Below are 18,643 nucleotides of genomic sequence, written 5' to 3'. Positions count from 1 at the left end.
ACGAACGCACGGGTCTACTTGGGCGGCTCTTTCTTTGCCGGCGATTCATCGGCCGCTGCTTCGGCTGCGACCGCGGGCTGGTTCTTCTGCTGGATCTCTTTCAGAGTCTCTTCAGGCACGTCGCTCTTGGCGGCGTTCTGGCTCCGCTGCAGGCACCGCACGTACAGCACGATCGCCCAGCGGTCTTCGACCGAGATGTGTTCCTTGTAGCCCGGCATCTTGCGGATGCCGTTGCTGATGGTGGCGAACAGCTTGCCCACCGGCTGCTGGATCACCTCGTCGGTGTGGATGTTCGACGGCGGCACCCAGGTGCTCTGCTGCAACTCGCGGGCCCGCAGGGCGATCAAGCCGTCGCCGAATCCCCCTTTGCCGTGGCACGCCGCGCAGTGGATGTTGAACCGCTCGCGGCCGCGCTCGGCCGCCTGCTGCGATACCTTAAACTCCTTGGGGAACTCGGTCACCCAGTTGGGCTCCGGCTCCGGCGCTGGCTGAGCGGCTGGGTCGGCGCGCTCGCCTTCGGCGTTCTCCTCGTCTGCGTTCCCGTCGTCCGAGGCAGGCTCGTCTTCCGCCAGGTAGCTGGCGAACTGCGCGCCCCGCCGCGGGACGCCGGCCACGGTGTCTGGGTTGATCCCCTGGTAGTACTCGGAGTCTTCGCGGAGCGAACCGCGAGACACGGTGCCCGGCACCGCGACGCGCATGGCCCGGGTGTCGGCGAACAGGCTCGAGGGCGCGACGGTCTGCGTCTTGAACTTCGGCTGGAAGTCCATGTCGTACCAGATGGTCCGGCGGGGGAGCTCCGACCGGCCCGAGGCCGAGGCGGCGATCCACAGCGGCGGGATGAGCGCCAGCACGGCGACGATCGCGCCGGGCACAAACAACGCCCCGGGGACACGCAGCCCCTCGGTCTCGGCGTAGATCGGCTCCACGAAGGTCGCGCCGGCGCTGGTGAGCGCGGCGCTCACGGCGTCGTAGTCGAAGGTGGGGTCGTCCGCGTCCACCATCAGCGAGAACCCGCCGGTGGTGACCTGCTGGAACCGCTCGTTGCGGAACAGCGGGTTGGAGAGCCGGGGGAGGCGGTTGAACCCGAGCATGCCGAAGAACGCGCCGAACGCGCTGAGCAGGATCGTCAGCTCGAACACGATGGGGATGTTCGCCTGGTAGCTGAAGTACGGCTTCCCGGAGATCCGGAACGCGTAGCCGCTGAACGGGACGGTCGTCTCGGTGGCGTTGGTCCACCAGACCATCAGCGTGGCGATCAGGCACCCCGAGGCGCCGCAGAAGAAGACGAACCACGGCAGGATGGTCTTCTTGGCGCGGAGCGCGTCGTCGACGGCGACGATCGGGAAGGGCGAATAGGCTTCGACGCGGCGGTAGCCTGCGTCGGTGATCGAGCGCGCGCCGGTAACCAGCTCGTCTGCGTCTGGGAACTGCGCGAGCAGCCCCAGCAGTTTCGGCTGGGCGGCGTCGTCGTCGGCGGGTTTGGTTTGTTTGTCGGCCATATTCTGCTTACAGCAAGTAGGGCAGGCGTCGCCTGCCGCGTCACGGAGCGAGTCCGTCGGCAACAACTACGCTTCGATGATCTCGTGCGGGTGATTCTTCTCATGGTTCAGCACGTGCTTTACCTCGCTCATCGCCACGATCGGGAGGAACCGACAGAACAGCAAGAACAACGTGAAGAACAGCCCGAAGCTGCCGATCAGCATGGCGATGTCGATCGGCGTGGGGGTGAACACCCCCCAGCTCGACGGCAGGAAGTCGCGGCTGAGCGTCACCACAATCACGTAGCGTTCGCACCACATGCCGATGTTCACGAAGATCGACACCACAAACATCGCCCACGGGTTCTGCCGGAACCACTTGAACCAGAACAACTGGGGCGAGATCACGTTGCACAGGAACATGGTGAAGTACGCGGCCGAGTAGGGCCCGAACGCGCGGTTCATGAACGCGAACTGCTCGTACTGGTTGCCGCTGTACCAGGCGATGAAGAACTCGGTGATGTAGGCGAAGCCCACGATCGAGCCGGTCGCCAGCAGCACCTTGCAGATGTTCTCCAGGTGACGCATGGTCACCAGGTCCTTCAGGCCGAACCACTCACGCGCCGGGATGATCAGCGTCAGCACCATGCCGAAGCCGCTGAACACGGCGCCCGCGACGAAGTAGGGGGGGAAGATCGTGGTGTGCCAGCCGGGGAGCTGGGCCGTGGCGAAGTCGTAGGAAACGATCGTGTGCACCGACAGCACCAGCGGGGTCGCCAGCGCGGCCAGCAGCATGTAGGCCTTCTCGTACACTCGCCACTGGGTGGCCGAACCGGTCCAGCCCAGCGACAGCACGCCGTAGGCCACGCGGCGGATGGGGTGCTTGGCGCGGTCGCGGAGGGTCGCGAGGTCGGGGATCATCCCCATGAACCAGAACAGCACCGACACCGTGGCGTAGGTGCCGACCGCGAACACGTCCCACGCCAGCGGGCTGCGGAACTGGGGCCACATGTAGAGCCCGCTTGAGGGGTACGGCGCCAAGTAGTAGGGCATCCACATCCGGCCGATATGGATGCCGGGGAAGGTGCCCGCGCAGACCACCGCGAAGATGGTCATCGCCTCGGCGAAGCGGTTGATGCTGGTCCGCCAGTTCTGGCGGAACAAGAACAAAATCGCAGAGATCAGCGTCCCGGCGTGGCCGATGCCGACCCAGAACACGAAGTTGACGATCGGGAAACCCCACGCCACCGGGTTGTTGTTCCCCCAGATGCCGGTGCCGGTGATCAGCAGGTAGCCGATCAGCAGGCCGAACACGCCGGCGATGCTGGACGAGATCGCGAACGCGATGAACCACGCCAGCGGCGGTCGCGGGTTCTCCGCGATCCGGCACACCGTGTCGGTGATCGTCTGATAGGTCTGATCGCCCTGGACGAGATTAGGCTCGTCCCACACGGCGGTCGTCATGGGTAGTTCAGCCGTTGCCATTGCGTCCCCCAACCAGCGCGGCGGTCTTGTCCGTCTCGCCGCCGTTTACGTGATCGTCTTCGTGGTTCTCTGGCTCGCCGTGCCCGGCGCCCTCGTGCCCGTGCCCATGGTCCGCCGGTTCGGGCGGGGCGAGCAGCGGGTGCGGGTTCCGCACGCGGGCCAGGTACGCGGTTCGTGGCTTGACCCGCAGCTCGGCCAGCATGCCGTAGCTCCGCGGGTCGTCGTGCGCCTTGCGGACGCGGCTCTGTTTGTCGTTGAGGTCGCCGAACTCGATCGCGGCGCTCGGGCAGACCTGCTGACAAGCGGTCACAATCTCGCCGTCGCGGATCGGCCGGCCCTGGTTCTTGGCGTCGATGCGTGCGGCGGAGATCCGCTGGGTGCAGTAGGTGCACTTCTCCATCACGCCCCGGCTGCGGACGGTGACCTCGGGGTTCATCACGAGCTTCATCAGCTCGTTGTTGGCTTCTTCCAGGTAGCCGGTGTAGTGGAAGTAGTTGAACCGCCGGACCTTGAACGGGCAGTTGTTGCTGCAGTACCGCGTGCCGATGCAGCGGTTGTAGACCATGTCGTTCAGCCCCTCGTCGCTGTGCACCGTGGCGGCGACGGGGCACACCTGCTCGCAGGGCGCCATCTCGCAGTGCATGCAAGCGACCGGCTGGAACGCCACCTCGGGCTGCGCGGCGTACTTGCCGGTCTCCGGGTCGAACCCCTTGAAGTAGCGGTCGACGCGGATCCAGTGCATCTCGCGTCCGCGGGCGACCTGGTCCTTGCCGACGATCGGAACGTTGTTCTCACTCTGGCAAGCGACGATGCAGGCGTTGCAGCCGACGCACTTGTTCAGGTCGATCGACATGCCCCAGGCGCGGTTGTCGTCGTGCGTCAGCGCGTTCCAGAGCTGCGTCTCTTCTTCGGGCGCCACGTGGGCGCCGCGGTGCTTGGCGAAATCGGGGTGTTCCTTGTACTCCGCGTGGCTCCCTTCACGCACCAGCTCTCCGACCCGCTGACCGATCGCCTCGAGGCCGAGCGTGTCGATCGTGAAGTGGTCCTGCGTGGTGGCCAGCGGGTAGCTGCGCCCGGCGTGCTTCACCTCGACGCCGCCGACGAAGCCCATCGAGCCCCCGGCCGCGTTGGAGCTGCGGAGCGGGTAGACGTTCACGCCCACCGGGTTGGCGGCGGCGCGGAACAACTCCCACCGCCCGCCGATGCCGTTCACGAACGGGCTCGTTCCCTTGCCGCCGGCTTCCTTGATGAGCCCCCCGACGTGGCCCGCGGCGGTGCGCCCGTAGCCGAGCGCCAGCCCGATCGAGCCGTCTGCCTGCCCCGGGAGGATGAACGTGGGCGCCTCGACCGTGGCCAGGCCCACCTTGATCGAGACGACCTCGCCCTGCTTGGCGTTGAACTCGGCCGCGGTGGCCGGGCTCATGATCGCGGCGTTGTCCCAGGTGAGCTTGGTGATGAAGTCGGGCAGCTCTTGCATCCAGCCGTTGTTGGCCAGGCAGCCGTCGTACGTGCTGCTGCTGCGGGTGAACACCACCTCCGGGCCTTCGCCGGCCGCGTTCGGGTCGGCCTTGACCCCCTTCTTGGGGGTCAGCCCGCTGACGGTCTCTTGCGCCGAGTCCGCCAGCACGCCGTCGTGCAGCAGGGTGCGCCACATCGACTCGTCGCCCCCGCCAACACGGCTGGCGATCGCTTCGCGGACCAGTTGCTCCGCGTTGGGGAAGTCTTCGTCGCCGAGGATAGTGAGCAGCTCCAGCGCGCTGCGTCCCCCCGTCAGCGGGTCGATCATCGGCTGGCAGACGCCGATCGTCCCGTCCCACGCCGCCGCGTCGCCCCAGACCTCCAGCGGGTGCGCCTCGGGGAGGCTCCACTGGCAGGCGCGCGACGTCTCGTTGTCGTAGTAGCTCAGGTGGATGGAGTGGGGCGCCTTGGCGAGCGCCTCGGCAACATCGAGGTTCGCCGGGGCGTCGTAGATCGGGTTGCCGCCGACGATCACCAGCGCCGAAACCCGCACCGCCATGATGTCGCCCACCAGGTCGGCCAGCGTGCCGGCCTTGGCCTTGGGGCCCGGCTCTTCGGTCAGCTCGACCGTCGACCCCAGGGCGCCCAACAGGCTGTTGATCTCGTGCCCGATGGCGTGGGCGGCCGCGGGCTGACCCGGCCCCACGATCACACAAGCGCCCGTGCCGGCGGCCTGCAGGTCGCTGGCCATCACCTGGATGAACTTCGCGCGGTCGGAGAGCTTCGGGTCGGTCTGCTCGGCGACCTTGCCGGCGGCCAGCATGTCGCGGACCTCGCCGAGCACGCCGGCGATCTCGCACGAGCGGACCGGCAGGCGGTGGTCGGCCGAGGCGCCGGTGACGGAGTACTGGCTCTCAACCGAGTAGAGCCGGCTCATCTGGCCGTTGGGGTCGCGGCTGGCCGCGAACTCGCGGGCCAGGCGGACGGCCTGGGCGCCGTCGACCAACGGGTCGGCGTCGAAGGTGGCGATGACCTTGGCGTTCTCGAAACGATGGTGCGTCCGCAGGGGGCGCTCGAAGGCCAGTTCGGCGCCGGCCAGCTCCGCGTTGCGGGCCAGCGGCGAGTATTGGTAGAAGCGGACCCCGCTGGACCGTTCGGCGAGCCGGTCCATCGCGTCGTGGATCGCCAGGGAGCTCGTCGGGGGCATCAGCACGGCCAGCCCGTCGGCGTCGGGGCCCAGGGTGGCGAGCATCTCTTTCAGGTAGGCGTCGAACTCTGCCCACGACCGCTGGAACGTCTCGCGTTGGTCCCGCTGCAGCACGTAGGTGCTGCGGTCGGGGTCGTACAGCGAGAGCGTGGCGGCTTGCGTGTAGGTATCGGTGCCCCCCAGCGAGGCCGGGTGCAGCGCGTTCCCCTCGATCTTGATGGGCCGCTGGTCGAACTTGGTCACCACCACGTGGCGGGGGGCGCCGGCCCATTCGAAGTTGGTGGCGTAGCGCTCGGTGGCGCCGGGGATGTAGCCCTCAGGGCGGTTGGTAAACGCCGCGATCTTCTCGGTTTCCCACCGGCAGCCGGCGACCGAGGCGAGCGCAAACGAGGCGCCCATCAACTGCATCCAGCGGCGACGCGACACCCCTTCGGGGAGCTCCGACGCAGCGACGGGGAACTCCCGGTGCAGGAATTCCTGGAACTCGGGCGTGTTCTCGATCTCGTCGAGGCTGCGCCAGTATTGAGATGCGACGGGATGCTTCATTGCGTAAAGTCGATGCGGACGAATCGGCCCCCAAGACGGGGTTGCGTACGGGTGGATTGTGTGGGCGTCGTGCCGACGAATGCGGCCTGCCTAGCGGTGGCAGGTAGAGCAGTTCGTCGAGGCTTTGATGTGCTGGGTCTCGATGAAGCTCTCGCCGAACTTCCGGCGTTCGGCCTCGGACTTGTCGTCGCCCCAGGCCAGGTTGGTCACCTGGTCCAGCGGCTGGAGCCGGCCGGCCGGGCTGCGGTGGCACTCCAGGCAGTAGCTCATGCTCAGTGACTTGACCTGCGTCACTACTTCCATGCGGTCGACTCGGCCGTGGCACTCCACGCAGCTCACGCCGCGATTGACGTGGACGCTGTGGTTGAAGTAGACGAAGTCGGCCAGGTCGTGCACCTTCTTCCAGTACACCGGCTTGCCGGTCACCAGGCTTTCTCGCACCGGGGCCAGCTTGATGCTCTCGGTGTGCAGCGCCGTGAGCGCGTTGGCGCCATCCGCCAGCTTGGCGGCGCTGTGGCAGTTGCCGCAGGTGCTGGTGGCCGGCACGGCGGCGTGGGCCGCCTTATCGACGGTGCTGTGGCAGTACCGGCAGTCCATCTTCAGCTCGCCGGCGTGCAGCTTGTGGCTGAACGGCACGGGCTGGTCCGGGCCGTAGCCGGTGTTCATCACGCTTGGCCAAGTGCCATAGAACACCAGGCCGCCGAGGTATGCGGGGCCGGCGGCGGCGCCAAACAGCACCATCCCGGTAAAGATGTTGACCCACGGCGGAAAATGAAACCGGTCCACTCTCGAGCGTCCTCAACAGGCACTGTCATCCGTGGAAAGGCGCGCCGAAAGCGCCGCTCTAAGAACGGAGCGACGCGGGCACAACACCTCCCCAGCCAAACCAACCGCAGAAGAACAGTGAGGATAATCAATTGAAACAAATCGTCGAGGGCGCCAAGGGGTCACACCCTATCGGGGGGGTCGCCTGGGCGTGGCTCGGCGCGGGTAGTTTCGCCCGACGCGGCCGACAGATTGCCTGATAGAATTGCGCTTGCTAGCTTAGTAATTGCGCAGTTCGTTTCTGACTCCTCTTACCGCGCAGCTCTTCCTACAGGAACCTTCCCCTTGATCCAACGACTCACCTTTTGCATCGCCGTGGGTACCGCCGGACTCACGCAGGCGTGGCGTCCCGCGGAGGCGCCCTTGAGCACGCCCTGGGCCGACCGCATCGACGCCGACCGGCCCCTGCCGGAGTACCCGCGGCCGACGATGGTCCGCCCGCGCTGGCAGAACCTCAACGGCCTGTGGCAGTGGCAGGCCGCCGACCCCGACGACGCCCCGCCGTTCGGCCGGACGCTGGACGACGAGATCCTGACCCCCTTCCCGTGGGAGTCGGCCCTGTCGGGTCTCCGCCGCCAGTCGCCCACCGGCGCGGCTTGGTACCGGCGCGAGTTTGAGGTCCCGCGCGCCTGGCGTGGCGATCGGGTGCTGCTGCACTTCGGCGCCGTCGACTGGCAGGCCACCGTCTACGTGAACGGCCGATGCGCCGGCCAGCACCGCGGCGGCTTCGATTCGTTCTCGTACGACGTCACCGACCTGCTCGAGCGGGGGCGCCGCAACGAGCTGCTCGTCCACGTGTGGGACCCCGGCTCCGACGAAGGGATCGCCGTGGGCAAGCAGTCCAACGCCAAGTTCGACGACCCTGGCGGCTACGCCTACTGCCCCGCGTCGGGCATTTGGCAAACGGTCTGGCTCGAGCCGGTCCCGCAGCAAGCGATCAGCAGCATCCAGGTTGTGGGCGACGCAGGCTCGGTGACCCTCACCGCCAGCACCGGCTCGCACACGCAAACGGGCGACGTCGAGGTTGAAGTCAAGCAGGGCGCCTCGGGACGCGTCTGGACCGCACGCGGCAGGCTCGACCAGCCGATCACGGTCGCGATCGACGAGCCGCGCCGCTGGTCTCCGGACGACCCGTTCCTCTACGACCTCACGGTCCGGCTCAAGCGTGGCGATCGCACGCTCGACGAGGTCGCCAGCTACGCGGGCTTGCGGACCATCGCGTTGGAAGACTTCTACGTCGACGACGAGAAGAACGGCAAGCGGCTCGGGCCGATCAAACGCATCGTGCTCAACGGCGAGCCGCTCTTTCAAATGGGGACCCTCGATCAGGGGTACTGGCCAGAAGGCGTCTTCACCGCGCCCACGGACGAGGCGCTGGCGTGGGACATCCAGCGCACCAAAGACTTCGGCTTCAACATGATCCGCAAGCACATCAAGGTGGAGCCGGAGCGGTGGTACTACCACTGCGACCGCCTGGGAGTGCTGGTGTGGCAAGACATGCCCAGCACCCACAAGCAGCGCAGCGAAGCCGAGAAGCAGCAGTTCGAGTGGGAGCTGGCCCGCATGGTGCGCGGACGGTGGAACCACCCGTCGATCGTCAACTGGATCGTCTTCAACGAACACTGGGGCGCGTACGACGTGGCCCGCCTGACCCGCCACACGATGGCGCTTGACCCGAGCCGGCTTGTCACCGGCAACAGCGGCATCGACGCCTCCGAGCCCGACCTTGATTACGAGGTGGGGCACATCTGCGACAACCACCACTACCGCCCGCCGACGACTCCCTACCCAAAAACCAACCGCGCCATCGTCTGCGGCGAGTACGGCGCCATCGGGTACAAGGCGCCGGGGCACGTGTGGGATGAAGACGGCCCCTGGGTTCACTTCAACTACAACGGCAACGACGCGGCGACCGCCGAGTATGAGACCTTTGCGAAGCAGCTGCTGGGCTACAAGAAAAAGGGACTCTCCGGCGCTGTCTATACCCAGTGGACCGATGTCGAGAATGAGATGAACGGCCTGTACACGTACGACCGCAAACTCATCAAGCTCGACGAAGCGCGAGTGCGAGCGGCGAACGAGGCGCTTACGGCTGACTAGACTGGCGACCGCCGATGGACGCAGATAGGCACGAAAAGTTGCGGCCATCATCTTTTTGTGTTTGAGGCGCGCCCGCTTGAACCAGGCAATTTGTATCGGCGTATGTCCGCGTTCATCGGCGGTTCCCAATCCTTCTTTTGCTGCGAAGAACTTCACCATGCTCCGATTCACTCTTGTTTTGCTCTGTCTAACCAGCGCCGCGCACGCCGAGGAGTTCCGCTACCAGAACCCCATCACCTCCGGCATCGACCCTCAGGGCCTACGCGATTGCCAGGTGTTCCGCGACGGCGACCACTGGTACCTCACCGGCACCAGCAGCCCGCACTGGGAACGTGAGCCCGGCATGAACCCCGGAGTGCGGCTCTACCGCTCGGACGACCTACTCAACTGGGCGGAGGTCGGCATCATCGTTCCGAAGCCGGAAGATACGCAGAGTTGGTACGAGGAGCGTTTCTGGGCGCCGGAGGTTCAAAAGATCAACGGGCGTTACTACTGCACGTTCAACTGCACCAACCCACCCGTGCAGCAAGGCCAAGCGGGTGGGCTCGCGGTGGCGGACCGCGTAGAAGGCCCCTACACCGTGCTTACCCCTGACAAACCCTTAGTGCAGGGGAACGACCTCACGCTGCACCAAGAACCCGATGGCCGCGTGTACGCATTTTGGAACCGCGGCAAGCAGCACGGCATCCTCTCGGCGGAGGTCGATTTGGAAACCCCCAAACTGCTCACCGAGCCCACCACCTGCATCCGCCAGGGCGAGCCGGGCGAGTGGGACTCGATCGGCATTGAGGGGGCCTACATCGTCAAACACCGCGGCACGTATTACCTGATGTACTCCTCGTGGACCCGTGGCTACGAGATCGGTTACGCCACCGCCAGCAGCATCAACGGGCCTTGGACCAAGCACCCTGGCAGCCCTATCTACGGCGCTCAAAGCCGGTCGGTGGCAGAGAAGAACGGCGCAACCTATACCGGCGACGAGGATTGCCCCTTCAACGCGGTGGGACATAACGAAGTCTTTACCGGACCCGACGGCCGGCTGTGGCTCTCCTGTCACGGCATCTTGCCGGGCAAGCCGCCGATGTTGGTGATCGATCCGATCTCGTTCGAGCCAGACGGCTCGATGAAGATCGCAGGGCCCACACACACTCCGCAGACGATTCCGCTCGATCTCAAGTAAGCGAGGCTCGATCCGAAAGCGTCAGCGCCCGGAGGTTCGCAACCGACGACCTCCGGGAGATGACGCTTCCGGCTCCAATTCTAGCTTCCCCTCCCTGCGATAGCCTACTACCCAGTCAGACCTTCCGGCTAAACGACCGCAGGATCAGCAGCACCAAGATGCCGCCGATGACCGCGCCCAGGAACCCGGCGGGCTGAATCCCTTCATCCTCCAGCCCGCTGCCGAACAGCACGGAGAACAGGAACCCCATCAGCAACGAGCCGGCGATCCCCAGGCCCATGGTCCAGATGCAGCCCATCGGGTCGCGACCGGGGGTCAAGAAACGGGCCAGGGCCCCGGCGAGCAGGCCGAACACACACCAAGTAATCAGGTCGCCAATCATGGGATCCAAGCGCCCGCAAGCGCCGGCTAGCAAGGGTGGGGGACAAAAAAACCGCGGCCGGCCCAGCCCACCAAAGGAGCCGCGGGCCGAGCCGCGTTTAAACTACGCGTCGGCGCTGCTAGCCGTCTACGTCCACATCGACCGCGCCGTCCCTCTTCGACTTCTCGACGTCCACCTCAACGCCCGGGGCGTCGAGCTCAAACACCTTCTCTTTCTGTTCGCACCCGCTCACGCCGCACACCCCCGCCAGCAGCAGGGCGCCGGCAAACAACGGGATCGCGGCCACGCTCTTGGTCTTGTTCGTCATCGTCGTTTCCTTCTTGCGTAGTTCGTTTGGATAGAAACCGGGGTCCGCCGCGGCGGCTGCGCCCACGCGTCAGATCCGCCCCATCAGCACCAAGATCAACACGACAATCAGCACCAGCCCCAGGCCGCCGCTAGGGCCGTATCCCCAGCCCCGGCTGTACGGCCACGAGGGGACCGCGCCTAGGAGCAGCAGGATCAGTACGATCAACAGGATGGTGCCGAGCATGGCAGGGGCCTTGAGTAGCAGTGCATGGATAGAACCCGCGGGGCCTGGCGACCACCGGGGTCGCGTCTGCCTCGCGAATCAGCAAATGCAAAGGGCGTGCCGCTGCGTCAGACGGGGCCGCTGACCGCACAACAAGCAGCGCGGGCGTCGCACGCTTGCCAAGGGCTGACAGCCCCGCTGCCCGCTTGGACGCCCAGCGACCATTTCAGGCCGTTGTAGCCGCCCCAAATCCCCCTCGAACGGACAACTTCCTCAACAACCGGACACATGCGGGACCAAAAGCCGCGCGGCTTTGCGCCGCGGAAGCGGGGCGCGTGCCCCGATCGCTCCGGCCGCCAGCGCCTTGGCCGCGACTATCCGTCTACTGATTGTCTGCGATGGGGTGGCTATTTGCGAGGAGAAAGCGGGGCGATTGCTGGGCGGATCGGCGCGAAGGGACTGCCGAGCATGACAGACTTGGGCAGACGGGCAGAGGCAGACTATGGAGACTGTTCGACTGGGACCGTCGCAATTTCTTGAACAGCGACAACTTACGGAGAGCGAGGGGGCTGATCGCTGGCTGGGTAGTGTCTTACCTAAGGCACTGCACTTGTCGTTTGATTGCTTGATTTCTTTCTTGGGAGTGGGTTAAGCCCCTCCGCCTTCGCCCTCGCATCGGCCCTGCGCCCAATCGAGGGGCCGATGCGAGGGCGAAGGGGGAGGGGCGCCCCCCTCTGTCGAGCCGGAGCGGAGGTCGCTGCTGCGACCCGATCGGCGGCCGGCTCAGGAGAGAACGCCGGAGGCAATTAGACTGAAAAAGCCGCCCACCGGAGGCTTGCCCCGGTGGGCGCACGGACTCGGCAGATCGTGCTGGGTAGACGCCTAGACGTCGTGGGACATCAAGATCGCCGGTCCTTTTTCGTTGTTAACCCGAACAGCCGGGGGAGCCGCGGCGTGCGTGCCGCGAGCTCGTACTTACTATCCAGGGAATAACGATGAAAGACAAGAACGTGATCGGGATCGATGTCGCCAAGGCGAAGCTGGACGTGTTCGACTCTAAGACCGGCCGGCACACGGTCGTCGCCAACACCCCCGAAGGGGTCGACGCGCTGGTCCGCGGCGTCGCCCCGGCCAAGACACTGGTGGTGCTGGAAGCCACCGGCGGCTACGAGGGGCTGCTGGTCGAGGCGCTCGAGCGTCGGGGGGTCGACTGCGCGGTCGTCAACCCGCTGCACGTCCGCCACTTCGCACGGGGCTGCGGGATGGTGGAGAAGAACGACAAGCTCGACGCACGCATCATCGCCCGCTTCGGCGAGGTGGTGCGGCCCGAGCCGCGCGAGGCGCCCTCCGCGAGCGAGGCGAAGCTCAAGGCGCTCGTCCACCGCCGCGACCAGGCCCTCGCGCACCTGGGCGCCGAGCGCAACCGCCTGCAGCAGACGCGTGACCCCGAGACGGCGGAGATGATCCGCCAAGGGGTGGCGTTTTACCGGGCGCAGATCCGCGAGGTCGACAAGCGCATCGCGCGGGTCCTGGAGCAGTGCCCGCAGCTAGCGGCCAAGTCGCGGGTCCTGCAATCGTGCCCAGGCGTCGGCGTGGCGACCACCGCGACGCTCCTGGCCGAACTCCCCGAGCTGGGCCGCCTCAACCGGGGCCAGGTCGCCAAGCTGGTGGGGGTGGCGCCGATCGCTAAGGACAGCGGCCAGAAGCAGGGGCAACGCAAGACTTACGCGGGGAGGTCGATGGTCCGCAAGGTCCTGTACATGGCCGCCCTGGTCGCCACCCGTTACAACGCCCGCATGCAGGCGTTCTACCAACGGCTGCTGGCCAAGGGGAAAGCGAAGAAGTCCGCCCTGGTGGCAGTCATGCGCAAGCTGGTCGTCACGTTGAACCTGATGGTCCGAAACAACGAAACATGGAGCGAGCCGTCACTCGCTATTGACAACAATTAAGACAGCCGATGTCCCCGTTTTGCCCGACCAGCAGTGGGACGCGGGAACAAATCCACCAGCACGAACTCAGGTTGCGAGACCTTGTCAAAAGACAACGTGCGCGACCTGCTGGGCTCTTCTCAGGGGCTCACTGCTCGACAGGCTGGCAGCGCCACCTGTCGCTCGACTCGAGGAAATGCTGCTTGAGTAACGCGTTGGTAAAATGGTTAACGCCACCCGGGTATGTCTCCTTCTTTCTTCCCAACGGACTCGCTCCAGGGAACAAAGCCTTCAGGCCAGCAGTCTTTGCCAACCGTGTACTCGTCGATACTGAATCCGTCCGGATGCTCACTGAAGCCAGGCAGCCTAAGAAATCGCCCAATGGCATCTTCGGCATCTTCGCGTGTTGCGTAGATGCCGAGAGCTTTGACGCTTTCGTAGTCATCCTCGGCCTTCCTGTGCTGTAGTAGGTGTACCGTCATGGCGAAACCTTGCTCGCGGAACAGAGGGGGGCATTCTACTCTATTTCAATCACGTCCCCTGTCCTTTTTGGGTAAGGGTTCATCCCCGCGCATTACTTCCAAGAATACTAGACTGCTCGCCACGCACAGAATCTTGTCTGTCGGAGCGAGTAAGTCGCCGAACGCCAGATCAATCGCGTCTACGATCCCGGTTTCGTCAGCACACGCCCAGTAGTCCAACAGCTTCTTCCCTGCTTGGCGCCGCAGCAGTTTGTTCGGCTCTTGAGAAAGGGTGAACTCGATTGGGGCGAGGCCTTCAGCCACGTACCTCTCACGCCTCGCTCTCACCCATTTGTCTAAGTCCGCGACGTCGTGCACACTCACACTGTCGGCTTCCCGTACTGCTTCGACGATTGCTCCGATGTCGCCAAAAGACAAGTAGCAGGCAATGACAGCGGCTTGAGGGGGCAAGTCGCCGGCGAAGCCAAAAAGGACATTCCTCGCATCAACCAGAGACTGATCCGACTCCATCAGACGCGTGAGAGGCGAAAAATCAAACTCCATTGCTACTGCCTGCGGTATAGGGTCATGGCGCCCGGCGTCTTGGTCATCGAGCGGTCCCCGCGGCCAGCCGGTGGATGCGCTCCAGGATCAGGCGTATGAGCCTCCGGGGCTTCGGCGGTCGGCCCTGCTCGAAGCTTGCGTCGGGAGAGACCCACAGGCCGGGCGTCGCGGGAGACGCGAGCCGACGCGAGAGGCGTCGAGAGAAGCCCGCGAGGCGGGTCGTGAAGGGGACCGAGGGGGACTGCGTCGCCAGCGCCCGGATCTGAGGGTCGGGGTCGGCCTCTGCGATGGCGCGGAGTGCCGCCCATGCCTTCAGCCGGCGGAGGCAACGCGCGGCTTCTTTCCGCAGCGTCCGATCGGTGGAGGTAGAAAGGCGTGAGACCGTGGCGGCGCCCAGCACCCCGCCGCAGCGTCCGCGGAGCCACACCGCGAGGCATCGAAGGCGGTCATCCTGGGCCCGATCGACGACCAGGATCAGGGCGGCGCTGGGGTTGATCCGTTCGATCTCGCGTACGTCGCCGCGGCGCCGCAGCAGCCAGCCGACGTCGCCACGATCGGGCGTCTGCTCGACCAGGCCGGCGAGCAGCGTCAAGGCGCGTACGCCGCTGGCGCCGAGGCGATACTTCTTGCCGCCCAGACGGAACTGGTAGTCGCGGGAGATCGGAAGTCCGTAGAGCGCGTGAAGGCGGGACATGGTCCACCTCGGTTTCTGGGCCGGGCGCTAGGCCCACGCCTGCGCGGGGTGCGGCGACCGGCAGAAGAACAAGATGGCTCCTTCCTGTCCCGCAATCAAGAAGCCCCGCGGCCAAAGCGGCGGCTTGGAGGACCAACCGAGCGAAAAGGGGGGCAGGTCCGGTTCCGCCTTGCGATTCGAACCTGTCCTCGTGTCGCTTACTGCCGGGCAAGCAGGGGAGGAAAAAAAGAACAGGTCCAGTTGGTTAGACTGGACCTGCCCCCGCGCTTTGCTCTTTGTGGCGTGCGTGGCGCCCTTGCTGGGCGTCACCTACGGCCCTGCTAGCCGCTTAGGCTTGGCGCCGGCGACGCCGGGCGAGCAGCCCGCCGGCGACCGCGAAGGCCAGCAGCACCAGGCCGCCCGGCTCTGGGACGGCGCCGCCGCTGAGGGCGCCCCCGGCGGCCGGGAGGCCGAAGTTGCTCTTCCAGGTGGTGTAGTCGGCGTTGCTAATGACGCCCATGTTGGCGGGGTCGCGGTTGGGGAGCGCGAAGTTGGTCCCCAGGTTGTCCCGCCACACGGTGTAGTCGGCGGCGTCGACGAAGCCGTCGGAGTTGTAGTCGCCGATTTGTCCGGCGCCCGCGACCGCGACGATCCGCACCTGCCCGGCGATCGAGGTGTCGATCGACAACGCCAGGCTCGGGCTGAGGGCCCCGGGCGCAGCGCCGATGACGGCGCCGTTGTCCGTGAGCGTGCCCGAGTACTGGAGCACGGTCCAGGCGTCGCCGAGCTGGACGTTGGTGAAGTCGTTCGAGGAGTCTGCGGCAAGCACCTGGTAGATGTTCAGGGCGCCGTCGAGCGTAAGGTTGCCGACGCCGGTGATCAGGTCGTTGACGCTCGCTCCGATCGTCTGGTCCGCGCCGTTGAGGTTGATGTTGAGCCCGGAGAGGATCGTGTTGTCGCCCTCAACCAAGTCGGGCCCCATGGTCAGCGAGGTGTTGTTGAGCGACAGCGTGCCGGTCATCGTGGGCGAGCCGGGGGCGAGCACTCCGCCGGCGTCCACCACCACGTTGCCGCCGATGAGCCCGTTGCCCGCGAGGTTGCCGCCGCGGGCGGACGTGTAGACGCCGTTCGCGTTGGTGAAGTCTCCGTCGATCACCAGCCGGCCGCCGCTGACGGAGGTCGAGCCGTCGTAGGTGTTGGCGCCGCTGAGGATGACGGTGCCGTTGCCGATCTTCTTCACGCCGAGGGTTGTGCCCGCGGCCGATTGGACGCCTAGGTCGCTCGTGTAGGTGAACTCGTCGGCGTCCGCGTTGGTGCGGAAGCCGATGTAAGAGTTGCTGGCGATGCTAACCGGCTGCGCGATCGTGGCCCCGAGCGTGCTGTTGATGTCGGCCTCGAGGAACTCCGCGGCGCCGCCGACGTCGGCGTACAGCGTGGCGCCCGCGGCGACGCTGACGCCGCCGGTGGGGATGGTCGAGACCGAGTTGAAGCCGAAGCCCCCCTGGTTGATGGCGACCGATCCTGTCCACGAGGAGACGGCAGCGCGGTCGATGATCTGGATGCCGGCGCCGTTCTTGACAATGTCGATCCTTCCGCCAGCCCCACCCTGATTGTCGTTGATATTACGGTCGTAGACGGCGGTCAGCCCCGCGGGGGTGTTGATGGTCAGGACCGAGACCCCGGCCGCGGAGTTCCGGATCTGCTTGGTGCCGGAGTCGCCGCCGCCGTCCGTGCTGATCAGCCCGCCGATGGTTTGGCTAAAGCCGTTCGTGTCGAACTGGCCGCCGGTGGAGTCTACACGCACGTTCAACAACGTCGTCGCCGGCAGCGTGTTGTCGGCGCCCAGGAAGAGCACCCCTTGGTCGACCAGCGTCTCGCCGGTGTAGGTGTTGGCGCCGGTCAGGATCACGTCGCCCCCGCCGCTCATCAGGCCGTGGTTGCCGGACAGGTTGGCGGCGACCGTGACGAAGTTCGGCGTCCGCAGCCCGAGGTACGAGGTGTCCGTGGCGCCGGACACGCCCGCCGAGATCGCGGCGATCTGGGCGTCGGAGAAGTTCCCGCCGTCGGTGTTGATCACCAGGGCCGCTCCGTCCTCGATGCTCGTGGTGGCGCTATTGGGGAGCGCGTCCGGGTTCTCGAGCACCAGTCGGCCAGAGCGGACGATGGTGCCGCCGCCGTAGGTGTTCACGCCGTTGAGGACAAACTGGTCGCCATTGCCACCGCCGGCGGCCGCGATAAGCCGGCCGGCCCCGGAGATAGCGCCGCTAAAGCGGTACGCCCCGTTGTTGTTGTTGACTGCGCGATCAAATGTCACGTCCCCCGCGCCCAGCTCCCACGGGTTGCTGTAGGTTTCGATGCCGCCGTTGTTGCGTTGGTGGAAGTACGTGCTTCCCCCCGCGATCTTGACGGAGCTGAAGGCGCCCACGTTGTTCATGCCGCCGCGGAGGGTGATCCCGTCGGTCGCGGGGAGAACGTTCAGAGCGGCGCCCGAGACGCCGGTCCAGAAGATGCCGACCGTGTCGAGGTTCAGCGCGCCGCCGCCGACGGTGTCGGTGACGGTGAGCGTCTGCCCGGCGTTGACCGCCAATTGCAGGTTGGTAGCCGGGGGAAAATCGTTGAACACCCTGAGCGTCCGGCCCCCGACGTCCCACACGGCCCCATCGGCCACGGAAAGCACGTCGTTCTGGACGGCCGCATCCAGGGTAACCTGGCCCATGCCGGCGCCGCCGGCCAGGGTGATGTTCTTAACGGTCACCCCGCTCTGAAGCGTAACGGTGTAGTCGGCGCCAATGCCGGGGAAGACGGCGTTTGCGCCGTTACTCCAACCCACCGACGCGCCGCCGGTGGCGGCGTTGTCCCAGTTGAGGGTGGCGCCGGTGTCCCAGATCCCGTCGCCGCCGTCGGCGTCGGCGGTGGTGTCGCTGCCGTCCTAGAATAATGTCTGGGCCATCGCCTGGGGCGCGACCAACCCGGCCGCGGCCGCTAGGCCCCAAAGAATCGCGTTTCGCCTGCGAGAAAACATGCCAACCTGCTCCAGAAGCGGGAGAATCGAGGGAGCCCTCCACGCCCCCCGGACAAGTACCTTGCCGAGGAGAAAGCATGGGGGCTGCGGGACCGCGGTCCGATAGGGCCGCCTGTGACGTCCAGCACAATTATTCTAATCAGGCCGGAAATTTTGTCCAGAATCGCGCAGGGCGAGTGCGGGTGGCCGCAGAAAGCAGGGCTAGCAGGCCGCTGGCGGGCTGCGGCGAGCCGTGCCGGCTTCGCCTCGGTTGTCTTTGGCGCAGGTGCTCGCGATCCGAATGTAGAACGAAACAGGGACAGGTCCCGCTGGTTCATTCAACGGGACCGGTCCCCGTTCTGTCCCGGCGTCCCCGGTTGGTTTGAGAGACGGCGCACTGCCCTCGCCAGCAATGAGTTGCACAGGCAAGCGACGATGCAGATGCCCACAGCGATGATCGCATTGAGCGCAACGACCCCTGCAACGTTTGGCATGCTCTTGATGTCGCCGCCCGCACCGTAAATTCCAAACTTCCACGGCTGCAGCGGCCAGCCACGAATGGCGAGGAAGTCGCTCATACCCGAGGGGTGCGGGAATAGGCCAAACTCTTCGATCTGCGGTGATACGCGAAGATTGAGTCCGACCAATACGGTAGTGGCCGTGAAAAGGACTAGCAGGCTTCGCAAACTGAAACGCATGGCGGGGTTTGGAGAATGAGAGGAGAACGAAGCGTACTGATGCAATATTTCAATAGCGAAAATAATCAACAGTCTTCAGCCGCCATGAATGAGAGAACGGCCCTTCGTTGCCTCATCGACTGAGTCTACTGTGCCGGATTGTCACC

The 18,643-nt window shown here is 65.8% G+C and carries 15 protein-coding genes; 3 read left to right on the top strand and 12 right to left on the bottom strand.

All coding sequences use genetic code 11. From position 1 onward, the window contains the following. Nucleotides 1–14 precede the first annotated feature (14 nt). The 4 genes from Pla175_RS24890 to Pla175_RS24875 form a co-directional block, all read right to left on the bottom strand. Entirely contained in the window at nt 15–1,499 is a 1,485-nt protein-coding gene (locus Pla175_RS24890) for a quinol:electron acceptor oxidoreductase subunit ActD (protein ID WP_145291783.1), read from the bottom strand. Between the two features lie 66 nt (nt 1,500–1,565). Next, on the bottom strand, nt 1,566–2,942 hold the full coding sequence (nrfD, locus tag Pla175_RS24885) for an NrfD/PsrC family molybdoenzyme membrane anchor subunit (protein WP_231954068.1): 1,377 nt from the start codon (nt 2,940–2,942) through the stop codon (nt 1,566–1,568). A gap of 7 nt (nt 2,943–2,949) precedes the next feature. Then, complete coding sequence (locus Pla175_RS24880; protein WP_145291781.1) at nt 2,950–6,174, bottom strand: TAT-variant-translocated molybdopterin oxidoreductase; 3,225 nt, start codon at nt 6,172–6,174, stop codon at nt 2,950–2,952. A 90-nt stretch (nt 6,175–6,264) separates the two neighbouring features. Then, a complete protein-coding gene (locus Pla175_RS24875; protein ID WP_231954066.1) occupies nt 6,265–6,960 on the bottom strand; it encodes a cytochrome c3 family protein in 696 nt (231 codons plus the stop codon). 324 nt (nt 6,961–7,284) lie between these two features. On the opposite strand from Pla175_RS24875, the gene Pla175_RS24870 reads away from it, so the two are divergent. Together Pla175_RS24870 and Pla175_RS24865 are read left to right on the top strand one after the other, a co-directional pair. Continuing rightward, nucleotides 7,285–9,099 carry a glycoside hydrolase family 2 protein gene (locus Pla175_RS24870; RefSeq protein WP_197527140.1) on the top strand — a complete coding sequence of 605 codons (1,815 nt, stop codon included), beginning with the start codon at nt 7,285–7,287 and terminating at the stop codon, nt 9,097–9,099. Nucleotides 9,100–9,256: 157 nt separating this feature from the next. Next, on the top strand, nt 9,257–10,279 hold the full coding sequence (locus tag Pla175_RS24865; protein WP_145291780.1) for a glycoside hydrolase family 43 protein: 1,023 nt from the start codon (nt 9,257–9,259) through the stop codon (nt 10,277–10,279). Between the two features lie 115 nt (nt 10,280–10,394). On the opposite strand, the gene Pla175_RS24860 is transcribed toward Pla175_RS24865, so the two are convergent. From Pla175_RS24860 to Pla175_RS24850, 3 genes are all read right to left on the bottom strand, one after another. Next, nucleotides 10,395–10,661 (bottom strand): GlsB/YeaQ/YmgE family stress response membrane protein, encoded by a 267-nt coding sequence (locus Pla175_RS24860; RefSeq protein WP_197527139.1) that lies wholly within the window; start codon nt 10,659–10,661, stop codon nt 10,395–10,397. A gap of 118 nt (nt 10,662–10,779) precedes the next feature. Continuing rightward, nucleotides 10,780–10,968: a hypothetical protein gene (locus tag Pla175_RS24855; RefSeq protein WP_145291778.1), complete on the bottom strand. Its 189-nt coding sequence runs from the start codon at nt 10,966–10,968 to the stop codon at nt 10,780–10,782. Between the two features lie 69 nt (nt 10,969–11,037). Continuing rightward, complete coding sequence (locus tag Pla175_RS24850) at nt 11,038–11,193, bottom strand: DUF3309 family protein (RefSeq protein WP_145291777.1); 156 nt, start codon at nt 11,191–11,193, stop codon at nt 11,038–11,040. 974 nt (nt 11,194–12,167) lie between these two features. Between Pla175_RS24850 and Pla175_RS24845 the strand changes: the two genes are divergently transcribed. Next, nucleotides 12,168–13,121, top strand: a complete 954-nt coding sequence (locus tag Pla175_RS24845; protein WP_145283687.1) for an IS110 family RNA-guided transposase — start codon at nt 12,168–12,170, stop codon at nt 13,119–13,121. 206 nt (nt 13,122–13,327) lie between these two features. Here the strand turns inward: Pla175_RS24845 and Pla175_RS24840 are convergent, their stop codons facing one another. From Pla175_RS24840 to Pla175_RS24820, 5 genes are all read right to left on the bottom strand, one after another. Further along, nucleotides 13,328–13,582, bottom strand: a complete 255-nt coding sequence (locus Pla175_RS24840) for a DUF7336 domain-containing protein (protein ID WP_145291776.1) — start codon at nt 13,580–13,582, stop codon at nt 13,328–13,330. 45 nt (nt 13,583–13,627) lie between these two features. Next, nucleotides 13,628–14,125: a hypothetical protein gene (locus Pla175_RS24835; RefSeq protein ID WP_145291775.1), complete on the bottom strand. Its 498-nt coding sequence runs from the start codon at nt 14,123–14,125 to the stop codon at nt 13,628–13,630. A 43-nt stretch (nt 14,126–14,168) separates the two neighbouring features. After that, nucleotides 14,169–14,819, bottom strand: a complete 651-nt coding sequence (locus tag Pla175_RS24830) for a HEAT repeat domain-containing protein (protein WP_145291774.1) — start codon at nt 14,817–14,819, stop codon at nt 14,169–14,171. 328 nt (nt 14,820–15,147) lie between these two features. Next, entirely contained in the window at nt 15,148–17,628 is a 2,481-nt protein-coding gene (locus tag Pla175_RS24825) for a beta strand repeat-containing protein (RefSeq protein ID WP_145291773.1), read from the bottom strand. Between the two features lie 509 nt (nt 17,629–18,137). After that, nucleotides 18,138–18,497: a hypothetical protein gene (locus Pla175_RS24820; protein ID WP_145291772.1), complete on the bottom strand. Its 360-nt coding sequence runs from the start codon at nt 18,495–18,497 to the stop codon at nt 18,138–18,140. Between the last annotated feature and the right edge of the window lie 146 nt (nt 18,498–18,643).

This window comes from Pirellulimonas nuda, assembly GCF_007750855.1.
Taxonomy (GTDB): domain Bacteria; phylum Planctomycetota; class Planctomycetia; order Pirellulales; family Lacipirellulaceae; genus Pirellulimonas; species Pirellulimonas nuda.
Note: the sequence above shows the minus strand (reverse complement) of the source record. Positions and strands in the feature narration are given on the sequence as shown.

Coding starts and splice junctions, on each gene's coding strand:
- Pla175_RS24890 (WP_145291783.1), bottom strand. CDS start 1,499: ATGGCCGACAAACAAACCAAACCCGCCGACGACGACGCCGCCCAGCCG.
- nrfD (WP_231954068.1), bottom strand. CDS start 2,942: ATGACGACCGCCGTGTGGGACGAGCCTAATCTCGTCCAGGGCGATCAG.
- Pla175_RS24880 (WP_145291781.1), bottom strand. CDS start 6,174: ATGAAGCATCCCGTCGCATCTCAATACTGGCGCAGCCTCGACGAGATC.
- Pla175_RS24865 (WP_145291780.1), top strand. CDS start 9,257: ATGCTCCGATTCACTCTTGTTTTGCTCTGTCTAACCAGCGCCGCGCAC.
- Pla175_RS24860 (WP_197527139.1), bottom strand. CDS start 10,661: ATGATTGGCGACCTGATTACTTGGTGTGTGTTCGGCCTGCTCGCCGGG.
- Pla175_RS24855 (WP_145291778.1), bottom strand. CDS start 10,968: ATGACGAACAAGACCAAGAGCGTGGCCGCGATCCCGTTGTTTGCCGGC.
- Pla175_RS24850 (WP_145291777.1), bottom strand. CDS start 11,193: ATGCTCGGCACCATCCTGTTGATCGTACTGATCCTGCTGCTCCTAGGC.
- Pla175_RS24845 (WP_145283687.1), top strand. CDS start 12,168: ATGAAAGACAAGAACGTGATCGGGATCGATGTCGCCAAGGCGAAGCTG.
- Pla175_RS24840 (WP_145291776.1), bottom strand. CDS start 13,582: ATGACGGTACACCTACTACAGCACAGGAAGGCCGAGGATGACTACGAA.
- Pla175_RS24835 (WP_145291775.1), bottom strand. CDS start 14,125: ATGGAGTTTGATTTTTCGCCTCTCACGCGTCTGATGGAGTCGGATCAG.
- Pla175_RS24830 (WP_145291774.1), bottom strand. CDS start 14,819: ATGTCCCGCCTTCACGCGCTCTACGGACTTCCGATCTCCCGCGACTAC.
- Pla175_RS24820 (WP_145291772.1), bottom strand. CDS start 18,497: ATGCGTTTCAGTTTGCGAAGCCTGCTAGTCCTTTTCACGGCCACTACC.